This window comes from Achromobacter sp. ACRQX (genome assembly GCF_022346505.1).
In the GTDB taxonomy this organism is placed as follows: domain Bacteria; phylum Pseudomonadota; class Gammaproteobacteria; order Burkholderiales; family Burkholderiaceae_B; genus Achromobacter; species Achromobacter animicus.
Genome location: NZ_JAKRML010000056.1, coordinates 1 through 9,292 on the forward strand (window position 1 = coordinate 1; position 9,292 = coordinate 9,292).

The window sequence follows — 9,292 nt, forward strand, 5'->3', positions numbered from 1 at the left end:
CGTGTGGCGTTCCAGGTCGGTGTTGACAATCGCGTCTACGGCCCCGGTCCGCGCGTGCCGATGTATGTGGTGTCGCCGTGGAGCCGCGGCGGCTGGGTCAATTCCCAGGCGTTCGACCACACCTCGGTGCTGCGCTTTCTGGAAGCCCGCTTCGGCGTCAAGGAAGAGAACATCAGCCCGTGGCGCCGCGCCGTGCTGGGCGACCTGACCTCGGCTTTCAACTTCGCGACGCCGAACGACGAGAAGCTGTCGGGCCTCGACATCCTGACCCGCTCGGAGGCAGACCAGGAGCGCGCCGCCCAGCAGGCGTTGACGGCCGTGCCGCTGCCGGATCCGTCCACGCAGGCCAAGGGCATCCAGGAAAAGGGCGTGCGCAACTCCCGCGCCTTGCCGTACGAACTGCACACCAGCGGCCGCAGCCAGCCGGGCACCGGCAACATGTGGCTGGTGTTCTCGAACACGGGAAAGCAGGCCGCGGTGTTCCACGTCTACGACCGCCTGCATCTGGATCGCCTGCCGCGCCGCTACACCGTGGAGCCTGACAAGCAGTTGGAAGGCAGCTGGGACACGGCCGCCGATGGCGGCAAGTACGACCTGTGGGTGTTGGGCCCCAACGGCTGGCACCGCCATTTCGCGGGCGACCTGGCGCATGACCGCACGGCGCAGCAGGATGCCGAGATCCGCGTCTGCTACGACATCGCCAACGGCGACGTCTACGTCAGTTTCATCAACGCCGGCAAGACGACGTGCACGTTCGAGGTGACGCCCAACGCCTATTACGCCAACCACGAACGCTGGACGTTCACGGTCCCGGCGGGCGGGCAGGTCGAGCAGCACTGGGCGCTGGCCGGCAGCCATGCCTGGTACGACTTTACGGTGCGATTGGCCGAGGACCCGTCGTGGCTGCGCCGCTTTGCCGGCCGCATCGAGACGGGCAAGGCGTCCGTGACCGACCCGGCCATGGCCGAGTAAGCCTCACGCGGCGGTTTGCGGTTCGCGTGCGCGGAAAGCCTGCGCGCACGCCTCGCAGATCGCCGCCGTGATGCCCTGGCGGGCATGCTCGCGGCGTTCCAGCATCCCAATGGAGCGCGACAGGGGCCCCAGGTCCTCGGGAAGATAAAAAATCCGCAGTTCCGGGCTGTGCTGCCAGTTCGCGCCGTTGATCAGCGGCAGCAGCGTCACACCGACCTCCTGGCGCACCAGTTCCACCAGCGTCTCGATGGCGTTCAGTTCCAGGAAGTCGTTGACCGGCACCGCCATGCGCCGCAGCAGGCGGTCGATCTGCAGCCCGGTGCGCTGGGTCCGGTCAAAGCGCAGGAACGGATTGCCCGCCAACACCTCGCGTGCGTCCTGGCCGGCTGCAGAACGCGGCGCGATCACCACCATCTGTTCTTCATATAGCGGCGTCCAGCGCGTGCTGGCCATCTTGCGGCCGGCTTCCACCAGGAACGCGGCGTCCAGCTCACCGTCCTCCACCTTGCCCGCCAGTTCGCTGGCCTTGCCCGACAGGATGCGCACGTCCAGCTTGGGATGGGCCTTCTTCAGCCCCGAGATGACCTTGGACAGCGTGCCCATGCAGGACACGATGCTGCCCACCGACACCGATCCGGCCAATTCGCCGGGCGCGGTGCTTGGACGCCTGAGTCTGTCGTATAAATCCAGCAAGTGCTTGATTTCGGGCAGCAATTCGCGCCCGGCCGCGTTCAGGATGGCCAGGCGCCCGCTGCGGTCGAAAAGTTCTCGTCCCAGCTCGGCTTCAAGCGACCGCATCTGAAAGCTCACGGCCGCCTGCGTCAGGGCGACCTGCTCGGCGGCCTCGGAGAAAGAACCGTGGTGCGCGACCGCCAGGAATGTGCGTAGAAATCGGATCGTACTCATAAAAATTTCTTTTATGACGGAACAAAAAATCAAATTGATTTAATTAAAGCACGAGAGTAACTTCGCCCGCTTAACCGTTAAGAGACCCGCCACATGAAAACCTTCGACTGGGCCAACCCGTATCCTTCCGTTCGCATCCCGCTGTTCGCCCGCAACGTGGTCTCCACGTCGCACCCGCTGGCGGCCCAGGCGGGGCTGCGCATGCTGCTCAAGGGCGGCAACGCCGTGGACGCCGCCATCGCGGCCGCAGCCACGATCGTCCTGGTCGAACCGGTCTCCTGCGGCCTGGGCGGCGATTGCTTTGCCATCGTGTGGGACGGCAAGGAGCTGCACGGCCTGAACTCGTCGGGCGTCGCGCCTGCCGCCTGGAACACCGAATACTTCAAGCGCAAGTACGGCACGGGCGACAACGGCCTAGCCATCCAGCCCAAGCGCGGCTGGGACTCGGTCACGGTTCCCGGCGTGGTGGCCGGCTGGGCCGCGCTGCATGAAAAGCTGGGCAAGCTTCCGTTCGAACAACTGTTCGAGCCCGCCATCGAGATCGCCGAGCGCGGCTACGCCGTGCCGCCCGTGGTGGCGCACAAGTGGGCCGCTGCCGCCGAAGAACTGAAATCGCAGCCCGGCTACGCCCAGGCCTTCCTGCCCGAGGGCCGCGCGCCCAAGGTCGGCGAGCACTTCCGTTTCCCCGACGCCGCCAACACGCTGCGCCGCATCGCCGAATCCAAGGGCCGCGACTTCTACGAAGGCGAGCTGGCCGAGCGCATCGCCGCCTTCAGCAAGGAATGCGGCGGCGCAATGACGCTGGAAGACCTGCGCGGCTACCGTCCGGAATGGGTCAAGCCCATTTCCAAGTCGTACCGTGGCTACGAGCTGCATGAAATCCCGCCGAACGGGCAGGGCATCGCCGCGCTGATCGCGCTGGGCATCGTCGAACGCTTCGACATGGCCGACATTCCCGTGGATTCGGTGCAATCGCAGCACATCCAGATCGAAGCCATGAAGCTGGCCTTCGCCGATCTGTACAAGTACGTGGCCGACCCGCGCGCCATGCAGGTCACGCCCGAACAGATGCTGTCGGACTCCTACCTGGACAGCCGCGCCAAGCTGATCCGTCTGGACCAGGCCACCCATTTCGAAGCCGGCCGTCCGCACGCGGGCGGCACCATCTACCTGACCGCCGCCGACGAAAACGGCATGATGATCTCGTTCATCCAGTCCAACTACATGGGCTTCGGATCGGGCGTGGTCGTGCCGGGCACCGGCATCAGCATGCAGAACCGCGGCGTGGGTTTCTCGATGGATCCCAAGTCGGCCAACGTGGTCGAAGGCGGCAAGCGCCCGTTCCACACCATCATCCCGGGCTTCCTGACGCGCGGCGGCAAGCCGGTCATGAGTTTTGGCGTCATGGGCGGCGACATGCAGCCCCAGGGCCACATGCAGACGGTCGTGCGCATGATCGACTACCACCAGAACCCGCAGGCCGCATGCTGCGCCCCGCGTTGGAAGGTCAACCGCGACTTCACGCTGGATATCGAGACCAATATGAAGGCCTCGACGATTGCAGGTCTGAAGGATCTGGGCCATGCTCTGAAATCCGTTGACGATCCCTACATGGACTTCGGCGCTGGCCAGTTCATCTGGCGCATGGCCGAAAGCGACAACGAACTGGGCTACGTCGCCGCCAGCGACAGCCGTCGCGACGGCCAGGCGGTGGGTTTCTAAAGCGGTTCCTGATACCGGCAAATGCAGCAACAAGGGGAATAAACACAATGAAACGCTTGACCATGACCTTCGGCGCCAGCCTGCTGGCGCTGGCCGCCGGCGCCGCCAGCGCCCAGAACATCCGGATCGGCCTGCAAGAAGATCCCGATGTCCTGGATCCGCACCGCGCCCGCACCTACGTGGGCCGCATCGTGTTCACGTCGCTGTGCGACAAGCTGGTGGACATCGATCCCAAACTGCACTTCGTGCCGCAACTGGCCACCTCGTGGTCGTTCAGCGACGACAACAAGGTGCTGACCTTCAGGCTGCGCGACGACGCGCTGTTCCACGACGGCACCAAGTTCGACGCGGCCGCGGCCAAGGCCAACCTGGACCGCGCCATGAGCCTGCCGGACAGCCTGCGCAAGGGCGAACTGCGCTCGGTGGCCAAGGTCGACGCGCCCGACGCCACCACGCTGGTGCTGACCCTGAAGGAACCGGACGCCACGCTGCTCGCGCAGTTGTCCGACCGCGCCGGCATGATGCTGTCGCCCAAGACCTTCACGGACGATGTCGCCGCGGTGGGCCGCAAGCCCATCTGCTCCGGCCCGTACAAGTTCGTCGAACGCATCCAGAACGACCGCATCGTCCTGGAGAAATTCGACCAGTACTACGGCGCCAAGGACTACGCGTTCAAGCGCGTGACCTTCCTGCCCATTCCGGATACCACCGTGCGCCTGTCCAACCTGCGCGCCGGCGACCTGGATATGCTCGAACGCCTGAATCCGTCCGACGCGCCGCAGGTCAAGAACGACGCCAGCCTGACGTTCGCGCCGGTCGCGGGCCTGGGCTTCCAGCAGTTCATGTTCAACGTGGGCAACGGCAAGCGCGCCGAAGACAACCCGTTCAAGAACAAGCTGGTGCGCCAGGCGTTCCAGTACGCCATCGATCGCAACGCCATCAACGAAGTGGCCGGCGGCGGCATCTTCGAACCCGCGCAGCAGCCGTTCCCGCCCGCCAGCCCCTATCACAGCGACAAATTCCCGGTCACCCAGCGCGACGTGGCCAAGGCCAAGAGCCTGCTCAAGCAGGCGGGCGTTGACCGCGTGAAGGCCGAGCTGGTGTTCGGCAACAACACCACCACCTCGTCCATCGCCGAAATCGTCCAGGCCATGGCTGCCGAGGCGGGCTTTGACCTGTCGCTGCGCCCGACCGAATACGCGGCGCTCCAAAAGGAAGCCTCGGGCGGCAACTTCCAGATCGTGATGCTGGGGTGGTCCGGCCGGGTCGATCCCGACGGCAACATCCACGCGTTCGTCACCTGCAAGGGCGCACTGAACGACGGCCACTACTGCAATCCGGAAGTCGACAAGCTGCTGAACCAGGCCCGCACGGTGCCGGACGAAGCCAAGCGCAAGGTCATTTACGACCAGGCGCAGGCCATCATCCAGGACGAACTGCCCGGCGTGTACAACTACTACCAGCCGTGGCCCTTCGTGATGGGCAAGAAGGTCCAGGGCTTCACGCCCTATCCGGACGGTATGATCCGGCTCAAGGGCGTGACGTTCGCGCAGAAGTAATGTTGGGGCGGCGAATGCCCGCCGCGCCCGCCGGACGCGCCTTGCGCGTCCGGTTGTCGTTTGCGGCGGACGCGCATCGGGCCCTGTCCGGCCGGCGCCGTCCGTCGTTCCTGTCTTACGGTTTCCCACATGCTTAAACTCATCTTGCGCCGCGTGATCGTCGCGATCCCGACACTGATACTGGTGTCGATGATCGTGTTCATGCTGCAGAAAATCCTGCCCGGCGATCCGGTGCTGACCCTGGCCGGCGAAGAGCGCGACCCGGCCGTCCTGGACTACCTGCGCGACAAATACCGCCTGAACGACCCGTTGCCGATGCAGTACGCGGCCTGGGCCGGGCAGGTTCTGCAAGGCGATCTGGGCAAGTCCCTGCGCACCGACGTGCCCGTCACGACGCTGATCGCGCAAAAGCTGCCCGTCACCCTGCAACTGGCGGCCATGGCGATGTTCTTTGCGCTGCTGGTGGGCATACCCATGGGCATCATCGCCGCGGTGCGTAAAGGCAAGCCCGTCGAAATGGGCGCCAACATCGCGGCGTTATCCGGCATGTCCATTCCCAATTTCTGGCTGGGCATCATCCTCATCATGGTGGTGTCGGTGCAGTGGAAGCTGCTGCCCGCCTCGGGCTACGTGTCGCCGTCTGAAGACTTCTGGCTGTCGATCAAGACGATGCTGATGCCGTCGCTGGTGCTGTCCACGGCGATCGCGGCGTATCTGATGCGGCATACGCGGTCTTCCATGCTGGAAGCGCTGTCGGCGGATTACGTGCGCACCGCCCGCGCCAAGGGCGTGTCGCCGCGCAGCGTGGTGCTGCGCCACGCGCTGCGCAATGCGCTGATGCCGATCGTCACGCTGGTGACGCTGCTGTTCGGCGAACTGCTGGCGGGCGCCGTGCTGACTGAGCAGGTCTTCACGATCCCGGGCTTCGGCAAGCTGGTGGTCGATGCGGTGTTCACCCGCGACTACGCGGTGGTGCAGGGCGTGGTGCTCTGCGTGGCGGTGGGCTTCATCCTGATGAACCTGCTGGCCGACATCCTGTACATCCTGGTCAATCCCCGCCTGAGGCACTCATGAGCGCAATTCCTGCAACGGCCGCAGCCGTCACGCCGCCCCGCAGCCGCAATCGGGCGTGGGCCAAATTCAAACGCAACCGCATCGCGATGCTCGGCCTGGGCATCGTGCTGTTCTTCGTGGTGGTGGCCATCCTGGCCCCGTTCATCGTCAGTCAGGATCCCCTGCAGACCAGCTTCACCACCATCCGCAAGGCGCCGTCCGCGGCGCATTGGCTGGGTACGGACGAGCTGGGCCGCGACATCTACAGCCGCATGGTGTACGGCGCGCGCGCCTCGCTGATGGCGGGCCTGGTGTCGGTGCTGATCGCGCTGATCGTGGGCGTGCCGTTTGGCCTGGCCGCGGGCTACTTCGGCGGCTGGACGGACAGCTTCATCTCGCGCGCCACCGAGGCGCTCCTAGCCATTCCCTTCCTGATCCTGGCGATTGCGCTGGCCGCCTTTTTGGGACCCAGCCTGACCAACGCGATGATCGCCATCGGCGTGTCCGCCGCGCCCAAGTTCATCCGGCTGACGCGCGGGCAGGTGCTGGCGGTCAAGAACGAGGACTACGTGCAGAGCGCCCGCGCGCTGGGCGCGTCCGACCTGCGCATCATCGGCCGGCACGTGTTCCCCAACGTGATGCCGCCGCTGATCGTGCAGGCCACCATCACGATCGCCACGGCCATCATCGCCGAGGCCAGCCTGTCCTTCCTGGGCCTGGGCCTGCAGCCGCCGACGCCGTCGTGGGGCTCGATGCTGAACACGGCCAAGAACTTCATGACCCAGGCGCCCTGGATGTCGATCTTCCCCGGATCGGCCATTTTCCTGGTGGTGCTGGGCTTCAATCTGCTGGGTGACGGGCTGCGTGACGCGCTCGATCCGCGTCAGGAAAAGTAATCGATATGGCAACCATGGATTCCAACCGTGTCGTGCAGGTCAATGACCTGACGGTGCGGTTCAAAACGCCCGAACGCACCGTGGAAGCGGTGCGCAATGTTTCCTTTCACGTGAACCGCGGCGAGACGCTGGCCATCGTGGGCGAGTCGGGCTCCGGCAAGTCCGTGACGTCGCTGGCGCTGATGCGGCTGGTCGAGTATGGCGGCGGGCACATCGCCAATGGCGGAATGCTGCTGCGCCGGCGTAGCGGCGAGGTGCTGGATCTGGTCAGCGCGCCCGATTCGACGCTGCAGCGCGTGCGCGGCGCGGACGTGGCGATGATCTTCCAGGAGCCGATGACGTCGCTGAACCCCAGCTTTACGGCGGGCAATCAGATCGCCGAGGCCCTGCAGCTGCATCAGGGGCTGGACGCGGCGGCGGCGCGGGCGGAAACGCTGCGCATGCTGGAGCGGGTGCGCATCCCTGAGGCGCGCGCCATCCTGGATCGCTATCCGCACCAGTTGTCGGGCGGGATGCGCCAGCGCGTGATGATCGCGATGGCGCTGTCGTGCAAGCCGCAATTGCTGATCGCCGACGAGCCGACGACCGCGCTCGACGTCACCATCCAGGCGCAGATCCTGCAACTGATCCGCCAGCTCCAGGAAGAAATGGACATGGGCGTGATCTTCATCACGCACGACATGGGCGTGGTGGCGGAAGTGGCGGACCGGGTGCTGGTGATGTACCGGGGCGACAAGGTGGAAGAGGGCGGATCGGACGAGATCTTTGCGCGTCCGCAGCATGCCTACACGCGGGCGCTGCTGTCGGCGGTGCCGCGGCTGGGCGCGATGCAGGGCACGGACGAGCCGGCGCCGTTTCCGCTGTTGAAGGTGGACGAGGCGGTGCGGGTGCCGGATCCGGCCAGGCTGGTGGACACGCCGGTGGCGGCGCCGTCTACGGTGCGGCGCGAGAATGGTCCTGTGCTGAAGGTTCGGGATCTGACGACCAGCTTTGACATTACCGGCGGCATTCTGGGCCGGGTGCAGAAGCGGGTTCATGCGGTCGAGAAGGTCAGCTTCGACCTGTATCCGGGCGAGACGCTGTCGCTGGTGGGCGAGTCTGGGTGCGGGAAGACGACGACTGGCCGTTCTTTGCTACAGCTGGTCAAGAGCAAGAGCGGGTCCATTGAATTCGACGGCAAGAATATCGGGGCGTTGCGGGGCAGTGCGATGCAGACGCTGCGCCAGCATATCCAGTTCATCTTCCAGGATCCGTTTGCGTCGCTGGATCCGCGGATGACGGTCGGCTATTCGATCATGGAGCCGTTGCTGATCCACAAGGTGGCGCGCGGTAAAGAGGCGCAGGAGCGGGTGCGCTGGCTGATGGATAAATGCGGGCTGCTGCCTGAGATGATCGATCGGTATCCGCACGAGTTCTCGGGCGGGCAGCGTCAGCGGATCTGCATCGCGCGGGCATTGGCGTTGAATCCGAAGGTGGTGATTGCGGATGAGTCGGTGTCGGCGCTGGATGTGTCGATTCAGGCGCAGATCGTGAATCTGCTGCTGGATTTGCAGCGTGAGTTGGGTGTTTCGTTTTTGTTTATCTCGCATGACATGGCGGTGGTGGAGCGGGTCAGCCATCGGGTCGCGGTGATGTATCTGGGGCAGATCGTTGAGATCGGGCCTCGGCGGGCTATCTTTGAAAATCCGCAGCATCCCTATACGAAGAAGCTGATGGCGGCGGTGCCGATCGCGGATCCGCAGCGGCGGCATCGGGAGCGGTCGCTGCTGGTGGATGAGATTCCTAGTCCGATGCGTCGGGTGGGGGATGAGCCGCTGGTGGAGCCGTTGGTTGCCGTGGGGGATGGGCATTTTGTGGCTCGGCATGCGATTGGGGTTTATTGAGGCGGCGGTTTTTGCTGCTGCTGCTGCTGCTGCTGCTGCTGCTGTTATTGCTGTTGCTGCTTGCGGCGGTCGGGGTTCTTGAGACGCGGCCGGCGCCGGGCCGGGTGCGAGCGAGGGGCCACGATTGCGGTCCGGAGCCTTCGCTCCGGACGGCCCCTGCGTCATCCTCGTTGGCGCCCTTCGGCGCCTGCCTTCGGATTCCCTTGGGCGCGCGGCCCTCGGGCAGGAAGGCCTGGGCGTAGCCGGGCTGCGATTTCAGTTCTTCGGCGGCAGCGGCCCACTTGTGCGCCACCACGGGCGG

The 9,292-nt window shown here is 65.3% G+C and carries 7 protein-coding genes; 6 read left to right on the plus strand and 1 reads right to left on the minus strand.

The genetic code is table 11. The annotated features are described in order from the left end of the window. Positions 1-972: phospholipase domain-containing protein (locus MHZ91_RS28010; protein WP_239216572.1), on the plus strand; the 972-nt coding region annotated here is incomplete at its 5' end. 3 nt (positions 973-975) lie between these two features. On the opposite strand, the gene MHZ91_RS28015 is transcribed toward MHZ91_RS28010, so the two are convergent. Further along, entirely contained in the window at positions 976-1,878 is a 903-nt protein-coding gene (locus MHZ91_RS28015; RefSeq protein WP_175126128.1) for a LysR substrate-binding domain-containing protein, read from the minus strand. A 93-nt stretch (positions 1,879-1,971) separates the two neighbouring features. Here MHZ91_RS28015 and ggt point away from each other — a divergent pair, with 93 nt between their 5' ends. The 5 genes from ggt to MHZ91_RS28040 all read left to right on the plus strand — a co-directional run bounded on the left by ggt (position 1,972) and on the right by MHZ91_RS28040 (position 8,991). Next, the gene (gene ggt, locus MHZ91_RS28020; protein WP_239216573.1) at positions 1,972-3,600 is read left to right on the plus strand and encodes a gamma-glutamyltransferase; all 1,629 of its coding nucleotides are present in this window, start codon (positions 1,972-1,974) and stop codon (positions 3,598-3,600) included. A gap of 47 nt (positions 3,601-3,647) precedes the next feature. Then, positions 3,648-5,159 (plus strand): ABC transporter substrate-binding protein, encoded by a 1,512-nt coding sequence (locus tag MHZ91_RS28025; protein WP_239216574.1) that lies wholly within the window; start codon positions 3,648-3,650, stop codon positions 5,157-5,159. A gap of 129 nt (positions 5,160-5,288) precedes the next feature. After that, positions 5,289-6,233: an ABC transporter permease gene (locus MHZ91_RS28030; RefSeq protein ID WP_056316436.1), complete on the plus strand. Its 945-nt coding sequence runs from the start codon at positions 5,289-5,291 to the stop codon at positions 6,231-6,233. Further along, complete coding sequence (locus tag MHZ91_RS28035; protein WP_175138943.1) at positions 6,230-7,108, plus strand: ABC transporter permease; 879 nt, start codon at positions 6,230-6,232, stop codon at positions 7,106-7,108. Before MHZ91_RS28030 ends, MHZ91_RS28035 begins: the two co-directional genes overlap by 4 nt. A 14-nt stretch (positions 7,109-7,122) precedes the next feature. Then, complete coding sequence (locus tag MHZ91_RS28040) at positions 7,123-8,991, plus strand: dipeptide ABC transporter ATP-binding protein (RefSeq protein ID WP_175185165.1); 1,869 nt, start codon at positions 7,123-7,125, stop codon at positions 8,989-8,991. The last annotated feature ends 301 nt before the right edge of the window (positions 8,992-9,292 follow it).

Coding starts and splice junctions, on each gene's coding strand:
- MHZ91_RS28040 (WP_175185165.1), top strand. CDS start 7,123: ATGGATTCCAACCGTGTCGTGCAGGTCAATGACCTGACGGTGCGGTTC.
- ggt (WP_239216573.1), top strand. CDS start 1,972: ATGAAAACCTTCGACTGGGCCAACCCGTATCCTTCCGTTCGCATCCCG.
- MHZ91_RS28025 (WP_239216574.1), top strand. CDS start 3,648: ATGAAACGCTTGACCATGACCTTCGGCGCCAGCCTGCTGGCGCTGGCC.
- MHZ91_RS28015 (WP_175126128.1), bottom strand. CDS start 1,878: ATGAGTACGATCCGATTTCTACGCACATTCCTGGCGGTCGCGCACCAC.
- MHZ91_RS28030 (WP_056316436.1), top strand. CDS start 5,289: ATGCTTAAACTCATCTTGCGCCGCGTGATCGTCGCGATCCCGACACTG.
- MHZ91_RS28035 (WP_175138943.1), top strand. CDS start 6,230: ATGAGCGCAATTCCTGCAACGGCCGCAGCCGTCACGCCGCCCCGCAGC.